This is a genomic window from Mycoplasmopsis agassizii (assembly GCF_002272945.1).
Classification (GTDB): domain Bacteria; phylum Bacillota_I; class Bacilli_A; order Mycoplasmatales; family Metamycoplasmataceae; genus Mycoplasmopsis_B; species Mycoplasmopsis_B agassizii.
Map to the genome: position 1 here is coordinate 217,928 of NZ_NQMN01000001.1, position 24,037 is coordinate 241,964.

Consider the following 24,037-nt stretch of genomic DNA (forward strand, 5'->3'; position numbering starts at 1 on the left):
AATCTAAGTAAGACAAATATCCAATTAATATTGAATTTATTTTTTTAAATAATATTAATCTATAATGATCATTCTTAAGACCATAACAAGATTTTCTTATAAACTGAACAAAAAAATTGAAACTCTAAAAGTTACATCTTTATGGTGTAACTTTTTTATTAAAAAATTTTTTATAAATATTGAAATCTCTTTTTATTTATCTACATATCTAAATTTATTTTCTGTAGTTAAAAATAATTTAATTAATAATTAAATTAAATGAGTTCCTTAATTTATAATTTTAATAAAGAAATATAAAATAATTTATGTGTATTTAATTTGAATAATCTAGAAGGTGTTTTTTATAATTATGAAAGCAAAAAAATCATTAGGGCAAAACTTTTTAATCTCTCAAAAAAGTATAAATAAAATAATTAAAAGCGTTGATTTCGGAATAAATAATATTTTAGAAATAGGTCCAGGAAAAGGTGCATTAACTAAGGAATTAATTAATTATGCAAAGCACTTAAAAGTTTATGAAATTGATAATGATTTAATACCTTACTTGAATCAACTTTTTAAAAAAGATGTTTCAGAAAATCACCTTGAAATTATTCATCAAGATTTTTTAGAAGCTAATTTTGATAATGATCAAAAATATAATATAGTGGCTAATATTCCTTATTATATTACTAGTCAAATATTGTTCAAAATTATCGAGAGTTACGGCGTTTTCGAACAAATTACGATCATGGTGCAAAAGGAAGTTGGAGAAAGAATCTTAGCAACTGAAAGCACTTCTGAATATTCAAAATTATCTGTTAGTTTGCAAATGTTATACGATATTGAATTAGTATCAATTGTACCTGCAAATCATTTTAATCCAGTTCCTAAAGTTGATTCAATGGTAATCAAATTAATTAAAAATGAACTGCCAGAAAATTTTGAAATTAATGAATTTTTAAATGTTGTAAAAATAGCTTTTCAATTTAAAAGAAAAACATTATGAAATAATTTAAAAACAGTTTTAGATTATAATGAATATGATTTATTTTGTCAACAAAATGATCTCAGTTTAACTAGCAGAGCACAGTCATTATCTGTTGATAAATTTCTGAATTTATACTATTTTATTAAGGAGAAAAATGCAAGTAAATAATCACAGAATAATAGGTAATAGTAAATTAATTTTAGAGGCAATTAATGAAGCAAAAAATATTGCCATTTTTCATCATGTTAGACCCGATGGAGATTGCCTTGGAAGTCAAGCAGGTTTAGCTGAAATTATTAAAGAAAACTACCCATCAAAAAATGTTTTTATCATCGGAGATAATGAAAATAATTTCAATTTTTTAAATTGAAAATTTGATGATCAAACTAAATTTGATTTTGAAAATTCATTAGCAATTGTTGTTGATGTAAGCGATCCTAAAAGAATTTTTAATGCAGAATTTTTTTTAGATAAACGTTTTACTAAAAGAGCAAGAATTGATCATCATGAAGTAGGAGAAAATGAATTATATGATTATTCATGAAATGATCCTGATGCAGCAGCAGCTGCAGAATTAGTGGCTCAATTAGCAATTGATAATAATTTAAAAATTACTAAAGAAGCAGCAACAAAAACTTATCTAGGAATCATGACTGATTCAGGTAGATACATGTATTCCAAAAATCGTGTTGCCACACAATATTATGGTTCAACTTTATTAAAAACTAATTTTGATGTGCAATACTTATATGAAAATCTTTATAAGAAAACTTTTAAAGATTTGCAATTTAGTGGCTATGTTTATTCTAACTTTAAAAAAGATGGCAGAGTCTTACATTTTAGTGTCACTGATGAAGTTTTAAAACAATTTTCTTATAAACCAAATGAAGCAGCTAATTTTAATAACTTACTAGCAAATATCGATGATAACCATGTTTGAGTCTTTTTTGTGGATAATCAAGATGGTACTTATAGAGTAAGAATTAGAAGTAATGGACCCGAAATTCATGATATTGCTGCTCAATTTAAAGGTGGAGGTCACGCTTGAGCTTCAGGTGCTACATTAGAAAATTATGAAGTAGAAAAACCACTTTTACTAAAAGCTTTAAATGAAAAAATAGAGGATTATTTAAATTCTAAAAAATAACCTAATAACAGTTATTTTTTTAGGTTTTAAATTAAAATAACATTATGAAAAAATCAACTAAGAAATTATTTCTTTTATCATCCTTAACTGTTGCAGGTCTAGCAGTAACTGCAACAGCAGTTTCTTGTACTTTTGAAAGGGAGAATAACCCTATTTTAAGAAGAGAATTAGTTGCTGCCAATAATCCAGTTTATAATGATATCATGTGAACTATTTTTCAAAAATCTGCTTCAACTCAAGATGGTTATGCAAAAATTAAATTAAGCCTTAACGAATTAAGAGCAATTTTAATTCCTGCAACTACTGATATCGAGAAAAATGAAAGATATCAGGCAGTAAATAAGTTAATTAGAATCTTTCAAGAAAACACATTTGAAAATCAAAAAGGGTCATTAGCCTTAAGTCAAGAGATTGTTAATGCATTAGAATTTTCTCATGTAACTTTTTTAGATAGTAGTAATAATAATAGGAAAAATCATCTGCTAGCTGTCAAAAAACTAGTAGGTGAGCCTTATTCATCTTATAACTTTAATTCACAAATGCTAGCTTTTGATTTAGTTGATGAAGATAAAACAATCACTTATAGACCAACTGTTGACTTACCAAAAGAAGAAACATTTTATAATTTTAGACAAAGCAATTATAAAATCTATTTTGGAGTTGATATATCAAAGAGTGCGTTTGATAATTTAATTTCTAGCGACCAAAGTGAAGATGAAGTTAATAAGCGTTTAGAAACTTTCAATTCAATTTTTGAAGGTCAATATTTATATGAAGAAAATGCAAGCATAAATGTTTTGGCTAATGAATCATCTTCAGGACAAGCAACACCTTTTAAAAAGGAAGATTTAAGTAAATATACTTTTAAAGTTTCTCTAGCTGAAAAAGGCTATCGCATTTTTGCTGGTTTAACAGATACTTATTATTATTTAACACTTCACTTAAAAGAAGGTGAAACAGGTGTAGCTAATTCTTTACGTAATTTTAAAATAAGGGTGGTTTACTAATGAAATTGAGAACTAAAAAAATCATGATTTTTTCAGCACTTGCTGCTACTTTAGTAATCCCTTCTGCTGTTGCAGTTAGTTGTTTTAACTTAAATGCATTAGATGGTGCTGGTTATAATTTATCAACTTGAAACTGAGATGCTAAAAGTGAACGTTATCGTGTGATGATTCCTAACCCTGATCAAAATTCGAAAAATAAATTAATTTGACCAATCTCATCAATGCCACTTTATGATGGTTCATTAGTATTACCTCAAGATAATTCATCATTAATTCCTGATCAAGGTTGATATGCACCAAATGCTAATTATTTAAGAAATTTTCAAACTAGCTTTGCCTTACGTTTTGAAAATCAAGCATATAATAAAGAATCAAACCGTTATGATAAACAAGTAATTTTAGGTACAGGTTGAATTTTAGATTATCAAAAAACAACTGATGGATCTTATCCACTAACTTGATACATTGCAACAAATGTCCATGTTGCTTCTGCTTTATATAATAAAAATACTTATCAAGAAGCAGATCCTGTTTTTGAATATTATCAACAGCCAAATGCTACTTGAACTAGACAAGTTTCCTTAACAAAATGAAATTTAGTTGATGAAGCAAATCAAAATACTCCTTATAAATCAGAAATTAAAGAAGATGATTATTCACTAGCAAAAGCTTATGCTAGTGGAGTAGTTGATAGAGAAGGAACTTATCAAGAAGGTGAACAATTGCTTGATGGTTTACCTAAAATAGTTTATTTAGGAATTGACTATTTAGAAGATTCACCAACAAATTGAAATCAGAATTTAAAAGAAGAATTAATTGATTTTGCTGTTTTAGAAGTTAAATTTAAAAATGAAGAAATTGCTAAAGAAGCAACCAGCAATTATGCTACTTGATCAGATAGTGATCAGGCTAATTTCTTAGATAAAGATTATTTAACTAAAACAAATGAAAATAAAAATTTAGATCTAAAAGACAATTTTTACATGGCAGGTTTTCCTAATGGCAAACCACGTATTAACCAAGAAAAAATTGGAGAAAAAGATTCTAATTTAACTGCTTATAATCCACAGTGAAGTCAAGCTGAATTAGATGAAGCGATTAAAAAATATAATTTAGGTGATTCATTTTATGAAAATAAAGCCTATTCAGCTTTTGAACTTAATTCACAAAAAGGTATCGGAGATATTTTATTAAACTTACCTTACTTACAAATTGAATATCGTGATATTCCACATACAACTTGAGCTTTAACTTATTCATTTTCTCGTTCAGGTTTATCAGGTGGTTCATCAGGTTCTAAAATAACTAATAAGGATAATCAAATTGTCGGGATTCACTCGCTGGGCTCATCTTCATCAGAAAATAATACTGCTTTTGCACTAAAAAGTGATGGACATGCTCATGATAATTATAACGGTTATGTAACACCTGCTTATGACATTATCTATGGTGGCGTAGAAGGGCAAAAAACTTCTTATAAATCAACCATGGAGAAAATTTTTAAAGGCAAAAATATTGAGACAGATTTACTAGGTAAAATTGCTTAATAGCTTTTAAAAAATATTTGATACAAAATACCCTTTTTCAAATTTAATGAAAAAAGGTATTTTTAATTTGTGTTTAAACGGAATTTATATAATTAAAAAATGCTAAAGAAAGTGTTCACCAAAAGCGAACACTTTTTATTCAATTAAATTTGAATTAATTAGGAGCAGATATTCTTATTTTCGCTCACTCAAAATATTGATTAATATAGTCTGTAATTTGATCAATATAAGAATCTTGATCTGGACCGACTATTTTATTTAGTCAATCTTCAAGTAACTCTAACTTATTTAAAAAGTCAGAAGGAGCAACATACATATTCTTATTTTGAATAAGAAAATCTTTTAATTTATCATAATCAGATTTTATGTTATTTTTATATAAGGTTATTTCACTGGGTTCTATCTTAGTAAACAATGTAAAAGCATTTACATTGTACTTGTATAGTTCGTTAGTATTGTCGCTAAATGAAGCTCTTAAATCCTTATATTTACTTTCAAATTCTGTTTCCTCTCAATAAGGCTTTTTTAGAGATTCGTTTGCAGAACATGAAACTGCAATTAAGGGTAGTGTAGAAATCATTGTAAATAAGCTTACAATTAATTTCCTTTTCTTAATCATTATTTCCTTTTTTTACAAAAGGAATATGATGACCTCAATTAAATTCATCATTTGGAGATAAGTTTTTATATTTAAAATGATTAGGATCTTTTTGTGTTGCGATGTACAATTCAGGTACTGTGAATCAGCCATCTGTGACTTTTCAAACAATACCGTATTTATAATCTTCAGATCATTCTTTTGCGATACCCATCATATTTTTGTAATTGTATTTTAATTGATATCTAAAATCGTTTAAACCGTGATCATGCATATTTTCCATTACAGTATAACCATTATGTGTTGGTATTCAACTAAGAAGTTCATTAACAACCATTGTTACACTACCCAATGCTATAAATATTGTGTTTCCCAATCTTGCTATTGACCTTGCAATTGTAGGGATAGAATTTTTTACAAAGTCATCAGCTGAACTTGATAAGTTTCTTTCAACCAAAGATAGTGATCTTATGATTTCAGATTGAAAAGTAATTATATCATTTCTATATAGACCTAACGATTTTAATAAACCTTCCTCTTCTAAAAGAATGCCTACATTATAAGCAAGTTTTGAAAGTGTATCTTGAATCTCTTTAATAACGGATGCATTATGATATTTTTGTACCCTCGTTAATGAAGCTATGAATTTGGTTAAAATATGCATTTTGTTTATTAGTTCCCTTATCCTAATAACTTCATATTGATTAAGAGACTTTAAATAACCGTTTAATACTTCTTGATTATCTAAAAAAAGGTAAGAAACATCATCTGCGAATGCATAATCGTATATTTCTCATGTTTTAGAATTCTGCCCTGAAATAAAAACACTATTACCATCTTTATTTATAAAAACTTTTTTAGATTTAGGATGTCTCAATAATTTTCAACTATGTCAATCTGAGGGATCATCAAAATAATAAGGCATAGTTGTTATTACTGAATTATTAGCAGCAAATTGGTTCGTATTATTATTTTGTTTTGAACCTAGATTTTCCTTATTAAATAAGTAAGTATTATGTTTGTCAACTAAATTTTGATACATAAATATTTTTTGATCATCAGTTATAGACTTAATTTTAAACAAATTATTTTTAATTTCATCAAAAGAATCTACTTCAAAATTTAAATCAGCAATTCAATTTAATACATCAAAATTTGTTCTAGATTGAAAACCTAACAAATTGATTTCATCTGCTGTAAATTTTTTTTCTAGGTTTAGATTTAAATTGCTATTTGTTTTATAACCTACTGCAGAAACAGATGTTGCACCTGCGACAATAAAAGTTGCTGCTAACATTGAATAAGACAATAATTTTTTCTTAAAAAATTTTTTCATATTTTTATGTTTAATAAACCTTTCATTTTTTTATAATTTTGTTGTATGGATAAAATAATTAATTAATATATTTATTGGTTTAACCCATTATTTAACATACAACAATATTAATATATCATAAATTAAAAAGAAGGATTTAAAAAAATAAGCATTTTATCTTAATTCTAATTCTTTAATGATTAAAGTAAATGTTTGGTAAAAATAAACTTCACATGAGATATTTTGTATTTGTAACAATTTCAAATTATTTCAAAATTATTAAAAAAATAAGATTAATACAATTTGTAATCTAGAAAATTTACTAAATTAATACATTCATACATAAAAATCATCAAGATTTATTGTTTTATAAACAATTAATTTATTAGGTTAATCAACTATTTTATTTTCAGTTAATTCTAGTTTTTCTTATGCTAGAAAAACACTTCTTGCTAGATGTCAAGCTAATAAAGGTGGCACTGCATTACCGATTGCTTTATAAGCAGATGAAGCACTTATATTAAAATTAAATGAATCAGGAAAAGACTGCAAACGTGCACATTCACGAACACTTAAACGCCTTCAGCCACTCACATCATCAGAATCTTTTAAATAGGTTTTATAATGTGCTTCAATATTACCATGATGTTCTGCTCTAATCGTAGGAGCAGGTTTATTTTCATAAATCCTGTTATTACCTTGCATCTTTTTATTGGGATAAAATTTAGCTCTTGAAATGTCTTTACTTGTATGATTAAAAATTGATGGATCATCAATTTTATTTCATAAATCATCAATTGCATCTTTAGCAGTTAGTCATTTATTACCTGTTAATTCACCTGTTTGATCATGACTTATTTTAGGAAAAAATGAATCATCAATTTTTCCTAAATCATTTCTTAAACCAATAATTATGACACGTTTACGATTTTGTGGAACGCCATAATCTGCAGCATTTAAAACTTTATATTTAACATCATAACCATGCTTTTTAAACTCATCAATAATGATTTCTAAAGCAGATTTATCAATGTTTTCACCATTAATATTTTTCTTAGCATTTCTGATTCCATCAACATTTTCAGCGATAAAGATCTTAGGTTGATAATGCTCAACTACTCTGATCATTTGTAAATATAGTTGTCCTCTTTTATCACTTATACCTTCTCTTTTTCCTGAATAAGAAAAAGTTTGACAAGGAAAACCACCTAATACAACATCAACTTTTAAATTAGGTAAATCATTATTTAAATCTAAATCAGCAATATCTTTTCTTTCAACTATATGATTAAAATTTGCTTCATAAACATCTGCAGCTTTTTCAAAAATATCGTTTGCAAAAATTAAATTATAGTTATTGTTTTTATAAAATTCACCTAGATATTCAAAGCCACCACGAAAACCTAAATCCATTCCACCTGCACATGAAAATAGGCTAACTACATTTAAATAATTAGAGTTATTATTATTTTTATGATCATCTAATTTAGATAAATTATTGTTCATAAAAATAACTCCTTTTTCAATAAAATAATTTTTTGAAATAAATTATTTTAAAAACTTTTTAAATTAGTGCAAAAACAATTGCAATTATTAAGGCAACTATAACTGGTAAAATAATAACTGCTGCATATCAATAATTTGCTCTAATTAAGGCTTGACGATAATTATTAAAATTATGTTCTGCATTAATATAAAACCTATCTATTAAACGCTTATCAGTACTTTTGATTTTAACTTCACGATTATGTTTCTGTCGAAAATTTTTAGTGCTAACTGCTTTAAAACTAATGTAATAAAAAATACTTGGTAATAATAAAACTACAAAGATTCCAAAATAGATATGTGAAATAACATCTAGTTTTACACTTGCTGATACAAAAGAAAAATATAAAATTATGAATAATAAAATTTCTAAACCGATTAATCCAAAAAGAATAAAGAAAAAAGTTTTATTAAAAAACTTTTTTATGTAAGGTTGATTTGTTAATTTTTTATTATTCATCTTCAAATAATTATAATTAAAACCTTGCAGTTTTAATTAATTTTAAAGAGATGTTTTTAGCTTAATTTTTTTAATTAAATTAAGCTAAATTAATTAAATTACATTTAATTATTTTCTTCAGTTAATTTATCAAAAAGAGCTGTTTTACTAAAACCTGTCATGGCTTTTTGTTTAATTAAATATTGTAAGTTTTGTCGATATGATTTAGTTTGCTTAGGATAAAGATCTTTATTAGTTCCATCGATTAAATTATGTGCATAAACAATTGCACCTTTACCTGAATAAGGTTCATAATGAATATCGCCTGCTTGAACTAAATAAGTAAAGCCACCTTTTTTAGATACATCATTAATATTCACGCTAGCAGATACCACTGAATAAATTCCGTTAATTAAACCGTATTCATTAACAGCTAAAGAACCTGATGAACCATAATATAAACTAGAATTATCTAATCAAGCATTGGTATAAATACCTGCATATTTTTTACCTAAAAAATTAACTTCTGATCCATTTGTAAAACTTCTAAAGTTAAACATTCCTTCATCAGAATCTTGGGGATTATTTTGCATGTATCTTTGAATATTTTCGTTACTTGGATAACCTGAAATATAAATTTTTCTAGTATTAGGATATGAATGAGATAAAACTGAATTATATTTATCACTGATAGTATTTTTAGCATTAACACTTTTTAAATAAATACTTGCTTGGTCAACATCTACAAAAGGTAGGTTTTTGTTATATAGGTTTGGAATATCAGTTTCGCCTTTATATTTAGCAATTTCTTTATCAAGAGTTTCCATTGCTTTTTTAATATGTGCAGCTAGTAATTTTGGATTACCTTCTGTTTTTTCAAGTACTGATAAATCAACTGTAACAGAGACAACTGCAAAATCTTTTATATATCCATTAGGCTCATTTACTGCAGTTTCTAGCGCACTATTAGATGTTTCATCTAGGAAATTAGCAGCAACAAAAATAGTATTTAACTTTGTAATTCCTGTATCACCAATATCTTGATATCTAGTAGTATCTGCACCTGAATAAGTAACATTTGTTACAAATTTAACTTGATTACTGATGTCTTTATTATCATTTTTAAATTCCATTTTAGATTTATCAGCAACTCCTAAAGCAATACCTTTTCACTTCATGTTTGCATTTTGCTCATAAAATAATTCACTATATTTTTGTTTTGCTTCAACTGAATTATCAGGAAAAGCATTATATGCCCTTTCAGCAACGTGTGCATTTGTTGCTAAAAATAAAGTGTATTTATTGGTTTCTCTATCATGTTTTGCATAATCTAATAATCATGCAGTACCAACTGGATAGTTGTAAACTAAAGAATTAGGATCTTCATTTGAAGAAGCAGAAAAAGTAATCGCAAAAGTTTTATCAAAAATATTTTGTCTTACTTCTGCCTCTGTCAATAAAGCTGATGTCGCAGTTGCAGCAGGTGGTAATTCTAATTTGTTACCTGTAGTTGGTGGAAAATTAGGAGGCAAATTTGGAGGATTTCCAGGGTTATTAGGGTCAAATGGATTTGCTTGATCTTTATCAAATTCAAAATCAAAATCATAACTTACACTATTATTAGCTTCAGTTAATTTTAATTTTGCTTTAACTAATCTTTCGCTTTTAACTGTATAAGATTCTAAACTTAAAGTAGCATTAGTTATTTTATTTACAGATTCATTAAAAGCAGGAAATTTAGATTTTAAAAAAACTAAAAGTTCATTATTTTTACCTTGATAAGTATTATTAAATTTATCGCTTATTTTATAATCTAAACTAAATAAGGTGTTTAACTTTAAATATAATTTAACTTGTTCAGCAGTTAAATTATCAGTTGCACTTGTTTTATCATTAACTAAAAAACCTGTTAAATTAATTACGTATTGATCAGCATAATCTTCTAAATTAAACTTAAAAGTTAATTTATTAAAATCAATTGATGTCATATTAACATTTGTAATTTTAAATTTAGAATCTAAAATAGAATTAGATTCATAAACATATTTTTTCAGTTCACCTAAATTATTAAATGTTAAATCATCAAAAATATCAGTTGCTTTTGCTTCGTGTAATTTTACTAAAAATATATTTGTTTTTTGAAGTAAGTCACTTAACTGAGTTCTTAAATCATCTTGTTTAACTTCTTTTTTAAAACCACTTAAAGTTATTTCTTTACCATGTGCTTGATCAAAAGTTGTTTTAGTTGTTCCATCTTGATTGTAAAAATCGCTTCCTTTTGATAAAACAACTTTTACTTTTAAAGTACCTTCTTGATCATTTGCAGATTGATTCACAACTTTTAAATCTACTTTAAAACCAATAGGCGTATTTGTTAAACTAGTTACGAAAGAAGTTGCATTAATAGTTGAAATTGATGAAGCTAAACTAGCACTAATAGTTGCAGATGCACTATTAGTTTCACTAACTTTTTTATATCATTCAACGGCTGTTTTTTGATCAGCATTTAAAGTTGATAAGTCAACTTTTTTAAAGCCACTTAAAGTTATTTCTTTACCAGTTGCTTCAGAAACTGAAGTTTTAGTTTCACCATCTATATTAAAAAAGTTGCTTGCTTTTGCTAGAACAACTTTTACTTTTAAAGTTCCATCAGTATCATTTGCAGAATTAGCCACAATTGAAAAATTAACAGTAAAATCTTCAGGTGCAACTTTTAATTTTGTTGCAAAAGAATTTGCATCAATTGTTGTAATTGAAGTTGCAGTATTTATTTTAATTGTAGTTGAAGCATTATTAGTTGCACTGATTTCCTTATACCAAGCAATTGCTTCATCTTTATCTTTATTTACAGGTTCTGGTTTTGGTTCGTTAGCACAAGCAACCAGAACAGCTGATGCCAAGGGGAAAAGACTAAGAGTAGTCATTTTTAATAATAATTTTTTATTCATGATATTCAGTATAACACATTGGCTAAAAAATCTATTTAAGTGCAATCTTTTAATTTTTTTATATCCACTATAAAAAAATTATGATAAAAGCAAATAACTAGTTTTTAAGCAAAAAAAATTTGGAAAATTTATTTTTTATTTATGAAATAAAACTGAAAAATTTTTCATTTTTAAACAGATTTTACTCCTAATAATAACCAACTAAATCTTGACTGCTATAATTAAAAATGAAAAGGTTAATCTTTTCAACAATTTATGAGAAAGTAGGATTTTATGTTCCGTTCAAAAACTAGAAGCAATAAAAAATGAAAACATCTTTTTCTTGCTTTAACAGCACTAACTAGTGCTGCAACAGTTGCAACTTTTATTTCATGTAGTCAACAATCATCAACTATTTGAAAACAAGCTGCAGTTTATGAGAAAAAAACTGAAGAAGGCGATAAACCATATGTGCAACTAAACACATATGGTTTTAAAGATTACACTTTTAGCGATTTTAAATGAGCAATTACAGATGAAAGATCTTTAGTTTATTTAGGTGTTCCAATTGTTAAAGCAAATGGATCAGTGATCACTGGTCAAGGTGCTCAAACTAGTGAAGATGCAAAAGCTTTTAATGATGAATTGCTCTTCCAATATTTTGCAATCAAAGCAAAATGAGATTACAAAAAACTTTCTAAACATGAATGATTAAAAAGAGATTTTTATGTAGTTGATAAAGCAATGCAAGAAAGATTTGAGGATTATCAAAAATCAATCAGTTTAATTAAAAGTGATGATGAATTAAAAAAGGCATTAAGATTAACTGATGAAGAGCAACTTAAATATCAAAATTATTATAAAGCGATAACACCTGAAAGTGAACTTGAAAATGTCAAAGATGAAGTTGCTTATTTTAAAGAAAGATATATGCCATGATCAAACACATTTAATTTTGATGTTATCAAATCAAAATTAGATTTTAAAAAATATAACTACCTATTTATAAAAGATTTTCATAAAACAATTTTAAATCATGGCGAAGCAGTTTCTAGATTAGATGGTGGTATTGATTTAAAAGATTATGAAATTGATGTTACAAATAAAAAGTTAACTTTAAAAACTGGTGGTAAACCTGAAACAAATGATGGTGAAAGTTTTGCTGTTACTTTAGCAGTTGAGATTGATAAATCTGGAAGATTAAATTCATTCATGATTCCAATTGAAAAAACTAAATTGACAGAATTTGATTTTAATGAATGAGAAATAATTTTTAATCCAAAAAATTAATTATAAGAATTAAATTAAAACTTAGAGAGATTTACTTTCTAAGTTTTTTAATTATTTAGATGAGATCAAAACCAATGAAAAATACTTAAATAAATTAATTGAATCATTAATTCAAAATCGTTTTTTATTGTTAAAATAAAAGATATGAATTTACAAACACAACTTAAAAATTTAACTCTTGAAATTTTAAATAAAATAATGAAAGAATCTAATTTTGAATCAGATTCAGAAATTAAAATAAATGACTTTTTTATCGGTGAAACCAAGATTCCTGATAACTTAAATTTAGAAAAAAAGTTTTATCATTTTAGTTCTAATGCTGCTTTAGTTAATGCTAAAAATTTTAAAACTAATCCTTTAAATTTAGCTAATAAAATGAAAACATATTTGGAAGAATCTAATTTAATAAAAGAAGTTTTAGTAACCTCTCCTGGATTTTTAAATTTCATTTTTAATGATCAAGTTTTAATTGATATTGTAAATTTAATTAATCAACAAGGAACAAATTATTTAAAAGATTCAGCTGAGCATAAATTGAAAATTAATGATGAATTTGTTTCAGTTAATCCAACTGGTTTTTTACATTTTGGTCATGCACGTGGTGCAATTTATGCAGACACATTAAATAATTTTTTAATCCATGCAGGACACGATTTAATCAGAGAATATTATGTTAATGATGCAGGTAATCAAATTGATATTGTTAGTCAAAGTACTTATTTAAGATATTTAGAATTATTTGGAAAAGAAATAACTTTACCTGAAGAATCTTATAAAGGTGAAGACATTATTGAATTTGCAAAAGTAATTAAAGATAAATATCACGATAAATTTTTAAATCAAAAAGATGATTTTTATACTGATCCTGAATTTAAAAATTTAGTTACAGAAATTGCTTTAAATGAAATTAAGAAAGACATGCAACTTTTTAATATTAAGCATGATTTATTTTTCAGTGAAAAAACTTTATATGGTAAACCAATTGAAGATGCAATGGCTAAAATTAAAAAACATACTTATGAAAAAGATGGTGCCTTATTTTTAAAAACAACTGCTTTTGGTGATGATAAAGATCGTGTCTTAATTAAAAAAGACGGAACTTTTACTTACTTTTTACCAGACATTGCTTACCATAATAAAAAATTTCAAAACGTTGATAAGTTGGTCGCATATTGAGGTGCTGATCATGGTGGTTATGTTAAACGTGTCAAAATTGCCATTGATATTTTAGGTTATGATTCTTCTAATTATGATATTGAAATTATTCAGCTTGTAAGATTAATTAAAGATGGTGCTGAATTTAAAATGTCAAAAAGAGCAGGTACAGGTTTATTCCTTAGAGAGATGTTAACTTATTCAACAGTTGATGCTTTACGCTGATATATGATCGCTCGTGATTTAAATACAAAAATGGATTTTGATTTAAATAAAGCAAATGAAGCAAGCCAAGATAACCCTGTTTATTCAGTGCAATATGCTTATGTAAGAACTGTCTCATTATTAGAAAAAGCAACTCTTAAAAATGTTACTTCTAGTCAATTAACTAACGATAAAGAAAGACAGTTAATTATGTTTTTAAATGAATTTAAAAACATCTTTGATTTGATTGTAAGAACTTATAAAGTTAACTTAATTATTCCTTATTTAATTGATCTAAAAAATGCTTTTAATGCTTTTTATGCAGAAGAAAAAATTATTGGTTCAAACAATCAAATTTCTAAATTAGCATTAGTAAAAGCAACACAAACAATTTTGAAATTAAGTTTTGATCTAATCGGTATTTCTTCACCTAATAAGATGCAAAAATAGGTAAAATTAATTATCTTAAAATATAATTAATCTATTAATAAGTAATATTTATGTATGCAAATTAATCCCCCACATTAGTGTTAAAGCTATCACATCAGTATTGCCCCGTTGCCGTGATAGAAGTTGCTAAAGGCATAAGATATGAGATAGAGTTTTTAAAACTGTCTAACTAGTATGTTCTCAAGTGTGGAACGGGCTGACATGCACGGTGCATGCGTTCAGGTAAAAGAGTCCTAGTGGCTCTTTTATTTTAAATTTTATGAACTTCTAGCTAGTGTTTTTGGCTAAAGCATCTAGAATTTACTACTAATATTCATTTAATCAGGTTATTTGTAAGTAATCTAATAAGATTTTTTATTAGTAAGATTAAATAGTTAACTCAGACTAAGCAGATAAAATAAAATTTTGCAAAAAAATCTGGGAAATTAAAAAAAGCAGGTTTTTTTGAAAAATAAGGTAATATTTAAAAGTTATTCCAGGATTAAGTTCGCTGATAACAGTTGTAAGAAGACCTGAAATAATAACGAACATGAAATTTTAAAAGTTTGTAAAAAAAATTAGAACAATTAAAAATATAGACTAATTTTAAAAAACTGGTAAAATTATAATGTAAAAATAAGCCTTATTATGCAAATTTTAAGGACACTAGGAGATATATAAAATATGAAGAAAATTAAATTTTTATTACCTTTAGCAGGAATAATGTCTGTTTCTGTAGCGGCGGTTGCCATTTCTTGTGGACAAACAGACCCTAAAAGATCAGATTTAACAATTATTGCTGACATTAAAGTTTCTGTCGATAATAAAACTGTAACAGCAAAAGGAGATAAAACTGCTGCTGAATTTGTAGCTGCTATTAATGGAATTAGTGCAACACAATCGATTACTCAAAAAATTGACTCAGTTTCTGCATTATTAAACGATGCTACAAAGGCGCAATTTAATAGTGATTTAAAAACAGCACTTAATACTTCAGGTGTAACAGTTGCTCTAAATGCAGCAGTTGATTCAACAAATGCTAACCAAGTAAAAGTTACATTAAGTTTTCAATTAAATGATGCTAAGAACTCGGCAGTTGTAACAGTAAATGGATTGAAAGTTTCAGCAGAAGAAACAGCTAGCCAAAAAGCAAATAGAGAATTAACAGCAATTAAAGCAGCACTTGCAAATGTTACTCTAACAGCAGTTTCAACCCAAACTGCTAACAAGTTTTTAACAGACTTTAATGGAGCTGCAGATAACAGTGCAAAATTAGCAGTATTAAAAGCAGCTTCAACAGCAAATGCTAATTTAACTACATTTGAAACTGAATTAGCAAAAGCAACTGTAGTTTCTTTAACTGCAACAATGAGTGGAAATAATGTTGTAATTTCAACAGTTATTAATAAGGAAAATGCTACTGCAGAAGTGGCAGATAGAACTATTTCAACAACTGTAAGTGGTTTTGCAGCTGAAACAGATCCTAAAGTAATTGATAAACAATTACTTGATTTAAAAAATGAATTAACAGGTGTAGCACTTTCTTATAATTCAGGATTAGAAGTAAATACAACTGCAACAATATTTAAAACTACATTAGAAACAAAAACTACAACAGCTGAAAAATTAGAATACTTAAAATCAGTCGTTTTACAAAACGATAACTATACAAAAGTTACTACAGCATTTGATTCAGTTACAGTTTCAAGTATTGAAGCAACAGTTGATGGTACAACTGTTAAATTAAGTACAACAATTACTAGAGATAATGCAACAACACCTCAAACTGTTGAAACTTTAATTAACAACTTCCCAACAGAAGCTGCTAAGACTGAAGTTGATGTTGAATTAGAAGCAAAAGTTACAAAACTAGATGCTCTAGATTTAACATATGCTAAAGGTGGAACAACTAACTATACAGTTGCAACTTTAGTAGCAGATAATACTTTAACTCTTGAAAAACTAAGAAGTTTATTAAATTCTGAATCACAAGCATTATTAACACCTGAATTAGCAGATCTAGAATTAGGTGCTAACTTAACTCTAAAAGCAGTTGAAGGAAATAACACTGAAGTTACTGCAAGTTTCACTATTAATAAAGAAGGCTCAACAAGTGCTAAAACTGTAAGCCTAAAAATTAAAGGCCTATACACAACTGAAGAATTAGGTGCAATTAGTTCTGAACAAGATGCTAAATTAAAAGAAATTGTTGATGCACTTAAAGATAAAACTTTAACTTACGATAAAGATCGTGCAACTAAATTTACAGCAACAACTTTTGCTGCAACACCTAATCCAAACATTGACTTTATTTACGAATTCGTGACAAACGAAACAGAAATTAAAGCAAAATTAGATGAAGCAACATCAGTAAGCATTGTTTTAAAAGTTGAAGAACAAACAACTTCAGATTCTTCTGCTTCTACAGGAACTACAGGTGGAGCAGACACTGGAACAAATTCAACTGGTTCAACAGATGGTGCAACTACAGGTAACACAGAAGGATCAGGAGATGCAACTACTAGTTCAGAAGGTGGAACAACTGCAGGTAATGCAGATGGTTCAGATGCTGGAACAACAGGATCAGGAGACACCACAAGTGGATCAACAGTAGGTTCAGAAGGAGATGGTACTTCTTCAGGAATAGGTTCAGGTGATGGTTCAACTTCAAGCACAACTCCACAAGAAGAAACACCAGCAGTTACTACTACAACTGTCAAAGTTGTTAAAGCAACTGTAACAGTTAACTTAGTAGGTGCATCAAATACTCAAGATGTTGAATTAACAATTACTGGATTCTATACAGATGAAGAAATTGAAACTCTGAAAAAAGAAAATCAAGAATTCGCTGCAAAAGTTCAACTTACAGAAGCAATTATTTCTAAATTAACTACTGAGCAAGCTTCATTAAAAGCTGCTACAGATGAAGGAACTACTTTAAAATCTAAAGAAAATACTTCAATTGCTGAAATCAATGATGCAATGAAAGATAAATCTTCAATGGATGAGTTTAAAGCACAATTGCCAGAAGATCAAGCAAGCGTTCTAGATGCATTACTAGCAAAATTTGATATCGAAAACTCTGTTAAAACAGTAACTTTTGAATCATTATTACCATCAGGTCCTGGAACAAGTGGTCTAACTACTGGGCTATTAAATTTAAAAGTTTCATATAAACAAAAAGAAGATGATGCAAACAGCTTCTACGAAACAATAATTCAAATTAGAGTTACAGAGCTAACTGCAAAATAAAAATTTAATGCCAACAATTAATCTAATTGTTGGTGTTTTATATAAGTTCGATTTTTTACAAAAAAAATAAATTACGATAATACCAAGCAAAAGCATATTTATCCTAAAAGCAGGAAAAATAGTCCAAAATCAACTATTTAACCCGTTTTTTTTGAAATTGGTATATATTTTGCATGTAAGTGATTTGTTTTTTTAAGGAGATATATGAAAAAATTAAATCGAAAGTCATGATTATTTATTTCTGCTCTTACTTCAGTAGCGGCTATTTCGGCTACTGTGATTGCTTGTTCAAATAACGGAAACCCAGCAGATCCTAATCCTCCTGGTACACCTCCGAATTTATCAATCATCACAGCGCAAACGATTTCACGCTCTTATGAAGCAAATGCAGTTTCAAAAACTCTTAGTGCTAAAGATATTTACAATCAACTAAATGCTTTGCCAGCTAGTGATTTTCTTTCAAGTTTTAAAAACTTTACAAGTGATCTTAGTGAAGAAACTATTAAGCAAGTAACTGTCAATAAGATTATCAAGGTTTATCAACCGAGTGAACAATCTTCATCAGTAACTGTTGATGCTGAAGTGACAATTAATAATGTAACTTCAAAAGCAACTTTTGTGATTAATGGTTTAAAAACTGATGCAACTGAAAAGCAACAAGCGCAGACTTTTTATAATTCATTACCAACAAGTTTAACATTAACAAGTGCTTACGCTGGCTTAACCAGCGCTAGTGATTTTGTTAATACATATTTTAAAAGTGGCACAGCCAAATATGAAGTTTCATATAATATCTTCTTTAATCAATCAATTATTGCTCTTCCTAATAAATCATCAATTACAATCGTAGCTGATTCAGTTACTACAAATGATGTTACAGGAACTTTAACGTTTAAATTAGCATTAGATATCGCTGGCTTTAGATATAACACAGCAGGTAATGTGCAGGCTTCATATGAAGGTACAACTATGAGTGTTAGTGGCTTTAAAACTAATTCAAATAACACTAATCCAGAACCAGTCGATCCTAATATTGCTTTAGTTAAAACTTGATATGCTAATCTAGCTTCAACAAATCGAGCTAGCACAAGCAAAAGCACTTTAACAGCCAATGACTATTTAAACGAGTTAAAAGCATTAACAAGTGTCACACCATCTAATTTAAATAATTTCTTAACAACACAAGTGGCTGCTTTACCTAGTGGTTTCACTTTAGAAATTAATCGTAACTTATCAACTGCTAATAATAATTCACGCAGTGTAGTTTTAGTTTTAAGACTGAAAAAAGGTAGTGATTATTACGACACAACTGGTTTAGTAAATAGAAACTACACTGGTAAGTTAATGACAATTTCACAACTTGCTGCACCAACAACCGTTACTCCAGGATTACCAGGAGGAACAACAGGTGGTGGCGCTACAACTACTCCTTCAAATCCTAATGATACTTTATTAAAACAAAGTGCAACTGCTTTTTATGCAGCAATTAATAACAAAACCTTTAGCACAAGTAATCCTTCAAACAGAGCAGGTTTTGTATTAGAAGAGTTAAAATCATTAGGAAGCACAACTAATATTTATTCAGCTTTAAATAATTTAACCTCAATTAGTTTACCTACTTTAGCAACAGGTTTACAAGCAAGAATTGTTGCTAATTCTTTAAGTGCAAACGATGCAAACGGAACTTTAACATTCAAAGTAACAGTCTTTAGTTCAGTAGCAACTAATAACGCTAATTTATATGATACTTCAGGTAATTTAACAACTAGTTTTGCAGGCTCTAATGTCACATTTACAGGTTTTAGCAAAGTAAGTTCTTCACAACATGAAGTTGATAATTCAATTCTTTCTAAAGTTGAACCAACAGTTACTTCATTTTATACAAATTTAAAAAATAATGTGGCTTATACATTAAATTCAACAGGTAAAGCCTTAACAGTTGATGAGTTAAAATCATTTTTACAAGCACAATATAAAAATGATGCCTACACATATTTAAATAGTTTATTAACAACTAAATTACCTAATTTACCTAGTGGTTATAAATTAGAAGTTAATTTAAATTATTCATCATTTAACACAACTACTCGTGGTGTTACTTTAAATTTAAGAATTTCAAACGGCGTTAATACTTACGATATCAGTGGTCGTGTTAATTCAAATACTTTTGGAAAAAGCATTTTTATCAATAATTTTGCAACTAGAAGTTCACAAACTTCAGTAGTTGATTCATCACAATCTAGTGCAGTTAAAACTTTCTATAATGCTTTAACTTCACACAGCACTAACTTAACAGCAGTTGTTTCAAAACAAATTTTAGCAAATGGCGTAGATGAGATTTTACAGCCAATTCAAAAAAACTTTACTAACTTAAATGAGTTATTAAATGCTTCAAGTAAATTCAATATGACTATCCCTAGTGGTTACACACTTGTTTTTAATGTTGTTGAAAAAAGTAATCAAAACGGAGTTTTAAAATTCACAATTGCTCTTGCTAAAGATGGAAGAATCGTTAATAATTCAAACATCCCTTCAGCTAATTATGCAAGTAAAACCTTTATTTTAAACCAACTAGCAAGTGAACAAGATGTTAATCACGGTGAAAAATTCTTAAAACTATTACCACCAACTTTAACTATTAAAGATAGTTCAAGTTTTGCTAATGTTTTACCTAGTGAAGTTAATTTAAATTTATCAGGTGTTGCTAGTTTAAAAGAACTTGTACAAGAAAATTTAAGTGCTTTACCAACTGATGTTTCTTTAACTTGAGTTAAAGAACCTACAGCCGACAAAACCAGTGATTTTGATGGTACAGTTGTTTATGCTTTAACAGTTTTCTATAGTTATAGTGGATACAACAACATCGGAAGCGGAATTTATAGTTCAAAAGTTTATATAACCTTTAAAAACTTAAAATCAAGAGCTAAATATGTTAAAGAAGCCTATGCAAATTACAAACAAACTGCTAGTGCTATTAATAATTTAAGTTTCAATGAAGCAATTAAAGCACTACAAGAATCAACCATCGAAGGTCGTTTAGCTTTAATCGGTGAATGAACTTCATTCAAAGTTCCTGCTTTAGAAGGTTACTTATTAAAACAAGGTTATAAAACCAATGTTGATATTGCAGGTATGGATCCTATTAAAGGTGAAATTCGCTTCAGAGTAAAAATTATTAAAGATGATTTAACAGTTAATACAAATAATCAAGTTCATGATTCAAACTTCTTAGGTGTTGATTTAGTAATTAATAATTTAAATAATAATGCTATCTCAAGTGATGTTAATAACCCAAGTGTCTTTTTAGAAGGACAAAATCTTGAATTATTAAAAATGAAAATTCAACATCGCTATAACGATGTAAATCAAGTTTACACCCCTGGATTTGCTTCATTAACAAGTAAATATACAGATATTAATACATCAGCTGAAAACTATAACCAAACTTGAACAAGCAAACGTGAAGTTCAAGCAAATAAAATTGTTGACACAATTTATTTAAAAGTTAAAGAAAATTCAGAAACTGAAGCTAAAAGTGTAATTATTGCTTACCAAATTGTTTGAACAACTTCAAACAATAATTTAATGTGAGCAAATCAATCAATGAAAATCATGGATGCGCCTGATACATTGAACTGATCAACCTTAAACTTCGTAGGTACAGATTTAATCACTAATAGCGATACACCTCAAGATTTATTGTTATTGACTTTTGATATTGTTAATCCATCAGTTAATGGAAAAATCTATTACGAGCAAAGTACATCATTAAAATCAATTGATCAAATGAATTACTGATCTACTAAAAAGGATGCTAAATGAGCCGTTATTAGTGACCCTGATAACAAGTTCAATTCAGGTGTAACTTTACCAACTAACTTAAATAAAGTTGTTGTTTATCCTTCAGGAAGTGAAATCGGTACAATTACAAATTTAAAAGTTTTAACTGCAGATGCTTTAAACGTTGACCAAATTCCAATTGGATTCTATGATTCAGTTAAAGATGTTACTTACATGATGTTTTTAACTACAAATGTCAAAAGAGATCTAGTTCAATTCAGAGTTTGATACTGAAAAGGTAAACATGAATACGATACAAACGCAGAAAGTAAATATCGTTCATGAGCACCTGAAACATCATGAAACTTCTTAAAAGATGTTAATGATGTTGATGCCAAAGGCAAAGTAACTGCTCGAGTTGGAATTGAAAAAATTTACTTCTTAGAATAAAATTAAACAGCCCTAAAAAGGCTGTTTTTTATTTGCTATTTTACAAGCGCTAACATTTTTAAAGCGGCAGTTTCTGCCCTTAAAATAGTTTTACCAAGCGAAATTATTTTTGCATTATTATTAAGAGCAAAATCAATTTCTGAATTATTAAAGCCACCTTCAGGACCAACTATTAATAAGCAATTTTGATCAAAACTAGTTATTTTATTTTGACTATCATTTAAGTCACTATGAGCCAAATAAATATTTTTTAAGTGGTTATTTTTAAATAAATTTTCATACTTAATTACATCATTTAAAATAGGTAATTGATTGCGAAAAGATTGTTGAGCAGCAGCTTTAATTATCTTCATAAATCTTGCTTTTTTACGTTCAAAATTTTGCTCATTAAAATTAGTAAAATTAGAAGTAAAAGGAATGATTTTAGTTGCTCCTAATTCGGTTGCTTTTTCTAAAATAAATTCAAATCTATTTCAATCAATTAAACCAACTGCTAAAACTACTTCTTGATCATATTCATGATTTAAATTTAATTCTTCAATAATTTCTGCATGCTTTTTATCAACCAATTTTACCTTATAAAATCTGCTTTCAAAAACAACTATAAATTCTTTTTCTAATGCTCGAATTACTTTTAAATGATTATACTGTTCATCATTAATGATGAACAAATTATCAGTTTTTTTATCTACAAAAAATCTATTCATTTTTCACCTACATTTAAATTTTAAACTAAAATTAAGAGATGAGAAATAATTACCCCGAACAAGACAAAAAGAAAAAAAGATTAAACTTCAATTTTAATATTAGCAATGATTTTATTAAAGGTATGTTAATCATTTTAGTAGCCTTTATTTTAATAACCATTTTTTTAGCAGTCGGAGCTTGATACTTTATTAGTAACAGAGAAGGTGATGAAAATGTCAAGACATTAGCGATCGTAATTGCCCTAATTACGGGCGTTTCAACACTTTTTATGATGATCATAATTGACATCAAAATACGTAAATTTACTTTTAAAGAAATTAGACTTTATATTTTTAGAAAGCTAAGACATAGAGATTTATTGCTAGGTAAAAAAATAAAAATGTATCCTAAACATTCAATTAATATTTGTTCAATTGGATTTTACTATCAAATTTTTAAACACCTTCGTGCAGCGTTTTCAATGTCATTATTATTTTATTCATTTGCAAAAGTAGAAAGTACTTTCTGATTTATATATTTATTTCTAGCGTGAAATATTTTCTTAATTATTTTATCGTTTGTGCAGATCTTTTTATTTTCACCTTTTAAATTTAAAGCTGAATCATTACACATGGAAAGTTTATATTTAAGTCGTAATTTAATTTACCCTGATGAGAAAGTGAATCGTAAAAATATTGATGAACAATTTTTTAATAAAACAAAAATCATGAGCACAATTCATCCTGATGATACAGACTTAATTGGCACTGAAATTATTGAATTAGAAAATAATAAAAACTTAAAAATCTAACCTAAAAAAATATGTAAAAATCAGCATCTAAAAGTGATGCTGATTTGCTTTTTTATTAACGATATTTTTGCACTTCTTTTGCTAATTCAAGTTCTTTTAAAACTCTGCGTTTATCATGTTTTTTAATTCCTTTAACAGTTGCTATTTCTAGTTTAATTAAACTACGTTTAGTAAAATAAATTTTTAAAGGAATCATGGTTAAACCTTGTGTTTCAATTTTTGTTTGAATTCTTCTAAGTTGATTTTTATGAAGTAAAAGTTTACGGCTTCTTGTTTCATTTGCTTCAACCAACATGTATTGACTCACAAAAGCATTAGTTAAAAATAATTCATTATCTTTAAAAGTGCAATATGAATTTTTTAAATTAATATTGCCTGCCCTAATTGATTTTACTTCTCAACCAAGCAGTTCAATGCCTGCTTCATAAGTATCAAGAATTTCATAATCACTGCGTGCAAATTTATTACTAGCAATGACTTTCAT

At 27.3% G+C, this 24,037-nt stretch carries 16 protein-coding genes; 9 read left to right on the forward strand and 7 right to left on the reverse strand.

What is annotated here, in order from left to right; all coding sequences use genetic code 4:
- Positions 1-349: 349 nt before the first annotated feature.
- The 4 genes from rsmA to CJF60_RS00820 are packed head-to-tail and all read left to right on the forward strand — an operon-like array spanning position 350 to position 4,671.
- On the forward strand, positions 350-1,138 hold the full coding sequence (gene rsmA / locus CJF60_RS00805; protein WP_084232588.1) for a 16S rRNA (adenine(1518)-N(6)/adenine(1519)-N(6))-dimethyltransferase RsmA: 789 nt from the start codon (positions 350-352) through the stop codon (positions 1,136-1,138).
- A complete protein-coding gene (locus CJF60_RS00810) occupies positions 1,125-2,117 on the forward strand; it encodes a DHH family phosphoesterase (protein ID WP_084232586.1) in 993 nt (330 codons plus the stop codon). Before rsmA ends, CJF60_RS00810 begins: the two co-directional genes overlap by 14 nt.
- Before the next feature lie 44 nt (positions 2,118-2,161).
- Complete coding sequence (locus CJF60_RS00815) at positions 2,162-3,124, forward strand: hypothetical protein (protein WP_084232584.1); 963 nt, start codon at positions 2,162-2,164, stop codon at positions 3,122-3,124.
- A complete protein-coding gene (locus CJF60_RS00820; protein WP_084232582.1) occupies positions 3,124-4,671 on the forward strand; it encodes an MIP family Ig-specific serine endopeptidase in 1,548 nt (515 codons plus the stop codon). Before CJF60_RS00815 ends, CJF60_RS00820 begins: the two co-directional genes overlap by 1 nt.
- A gap of 154 nt (positions 4,672-4,825) precedes the next feature.
- On the opposite strand, the gene CJF60_RS00825 is transcribed toward CJF60_RS00820, so the two are convergent.
- The 5 genes from CJF60_RS00825 to CJF60_RS00845 all read right to left on the reverse strand — a co-directional run bounded on the left by CJF60_RS00825 (position 4,826) and on the right by CJF60_RS00845 (position 11,516).
- Positions 4,826-5,290, reverse strand: a complete 465-nt coding sequence (locus tag CJF60_RS00825) for a hypothetical protein (protein WP_084232580.1) — start codon at positions 5,288-5,290, stop codon at positions 4,826-4,828.
- Positions 5,283-6,605, reverse strand: coding sequence for a hypothetical protein (locus tag CJF60_RS00830; RefSeq protein ID WP_084232578.1), 1,323 nt, complete (start codon positions 6,603-6,605; stop codon positions 5,283-5,285). Before CJF60_RS00830 ends, CJF60_RS00825 begins: the two co-directional genes overlap by 8 nt.
- Before the next feature lie 408 nt (positions 6,606-7,013).
- Positions 7,014-8,090, reverse strand: coding sequence for a DNA cytosine methyltransferase (locus CJF60_RS00835; RefSeq protein ID WP_084232576.1), 1,077 nt, complete (start codon positions 8,088-8,090; stop codon positions 7,014-7,016).
- Positions 8,091-8,148: 58 nt separating this feature from the next.
- The gene (locus CJF60_RS00840) at positions 8,149-8,589 is read right to left on the reverse strand and encodes a hypothetical protein (RefSeq protein WP_084232574.1); all 441 of its coding nucleotides are present in this window, start codon (positions 8,587-8,589) and stop codon (positions 8,149-8,151) included.
- 104 nt (positions 8,590-8,693) lie between these two features.
- Positions 8,694-11,516, reverse strand: a complete 2,823-nt coding sequence (locus tag CJF60_RS00845) for an MIP family Ig-specific serine endopeptidase (RefSeq protein WP_084232572.1) — start codon at positions 11,514-11,516, stop codon at positions 8,694-8,696.
- Positions 11,517-11,789: 273 nt separating this feature from the next.
- Between CJF60_RS00845 and CJF60_RS00850 the strand changes: the two genes are divergently transcribed.
- The 4 genes from CJF60_RS00850 to CJF60_RS00865 all read left to right on the forward strand — a co-directional run bounded on the left by CJF60_RS00850 (position 11,790) and on the right by CJF60_RS00865 (position 22,055).
- Positions 11,790-12,785: a hypothetical protein gene (locus CJF60_RS00850; RefSeq protein ID WP_084232571.1), complete on the forward strand. Its 996-nt coding sequence runs from the start codon at positions 11,790-11,792 to the stop codon at positions 12,783-12,785.
- 144 nt (positions 12,786-12,929) lie between these two features.
- Complete coding sequence (gene argS / locus CJF60_RS00855) at positions 12,930-14,594, forward strand: arginine--tRNA ligase (protein WP_084232570.1); 1,665 nt, start codon at positions 12,930-12,932, stop codon at positions 14,592-14,594.
- A gap of 663 nt (positions 14,595-15,257) precedes the next feature.
- The gene (locus CJF60_RS00860) at positions 15,258-17,825 is read left to right on the forward strand and encodes a hypothetical protein (protein ID WP_084232569.1); all 2,568 of its coding nucleotides are present in this window, start codon (positions 15,258-15,260) and stop codon (positions 17,823-17,825) included.
- A gap of 204 nt (positions 17,826-18,029) precedes the next feature.
- Positions 18,030-22,055 carry an autotransporter outer membrane beta-barrel domain-containing protein gene (locus CJF60_RS00865; protein ID WP_084232568.1) on the forward strand — a complete coding sequence of 1,342 codons (4,026 nt, stop codon included), beginning with the start codon at positions 18,030-18,032 and terminating at the stop codon, positions 22,053-22,055.
- Between the two features lie 35 nt (positions 22,056-22,090).
- Here the strand turns inward: CJF60_RS00865 and CJF60_RS00870 are convergent, their stop codons facing one another.
- Positions 22,091-22,762 (reverse strand): 16S rRNA (uracil(1498)-N(3))-methyltransferase, encoded by a 672-nt coding sequence (locus CJF60_RS00870; protein WP_084232567.1) that lies wholly within the window; start codon positions 22,760-22,762, stop codon positions 22,091-22,093.
- A gap of 38 nt (positions 22,763-22,800) precedes the next feature.
- Here CJF60_RS00870 and CJF60_RS00875 point away from each other — a divergent pair, with 38 nt between their 5' ends.
- Positions 22,801-23,553 carry a hypothetical protein gene (locus CJF60_RS00875; RefSeq protein WP_084232566.1) on the forward strand — a complete coding sequence of 251 codons (753 nt, stop codon included), beginning with the start codon at positions 22,801-22,803 and terminating at the stop codon, positions 23,551-23,553.
- Positions 23,554-23,608: 55 nt separating this feature from the next.
- On the opposite strand, the gene smpB is transcribed toward CJF60_RS00875, so the two are convergent.
- Positions 23,609-24,037, reverse strand: coding sequence for an SsrA-binding protein (gene smpB / locus CJF60_RS00880; RefSeq protein WP_084232564.1), 429 nt, complete (start codon positions 24,035-24,037; stop codon positions 23,609-23,611).